This window comes from Candidatus Symbiopectobacterium sp. NZEC127 (assembly GCF_025962675.1).
GTDB lineage: Bacteria > Pseudomonadota > Gammaproteobacteria > Enterobacterales > Enterobacteriaceae > Symbiopectobacterium.
The window spans coordinates 1-530 of record NZ_JAGFPG010000098.1 but is presented as its reverse complement, the minus strand read 5'-3'; the positions used below and the strand labels follow the sequence as shown (position 1 = coordinate 530).

The window sequence follows — 530 nt, the reverse complement described above, 5'->3', positions numbered from 1 at the left end:
AAACGCAGGTTGATCCCCGCACGGGGCAGTTTATGGTTAATTTTCCATTAGCCACCCTGGTGGGAAATAACCAACTGGGGCCTGAGCTTTCTTTGTCGCTGCGTTACTCGCCGTTAAATACGGCGAATGCGGGGTTTGGCAGAGGCTTTGGTATTGGACTGACCCAGTTTAATAACCGTGATAACCTTTTGGAGCTCAGTGACGGTGAACAATATCGGGTTATGCCTGGCTCGGACGTTGTACGTAACAAGAAGCTGGATAATTTTCGATTCTCTTATACTAACGGATTTGATGCGGCTGCCGGATTTACTGTTGTATGGAAAGACGGGAAACGGGAAATATTAACCATTACCGATGATGGTCAAACGTTCGTGACAACCAGCGTAATTTCGCCCTTGGGACGAACAATGACGTTATTCTGGAATTGGAGTGGCCAATATTCCCGGTTGTCCCGTATTGATGATGAGTTCAGAACGTTATTACGGGTTGAGTATAGTTATGCTGTCAATATGGTTTTCTGGCCGAACTCA

At 46.4% G+C, this 530-nt stretch carries 1 pseudogene; it reads left to right on the top strand.

Annotated features, from left to right (window positions below):
• Positions 1-32: 32 nt before the first annotated feature.
• A pseudogene (locus J5069_RS24115) lies at positions 33-530 on the top strand (type IV secretion protein Rhs); the annotation flags it as partial.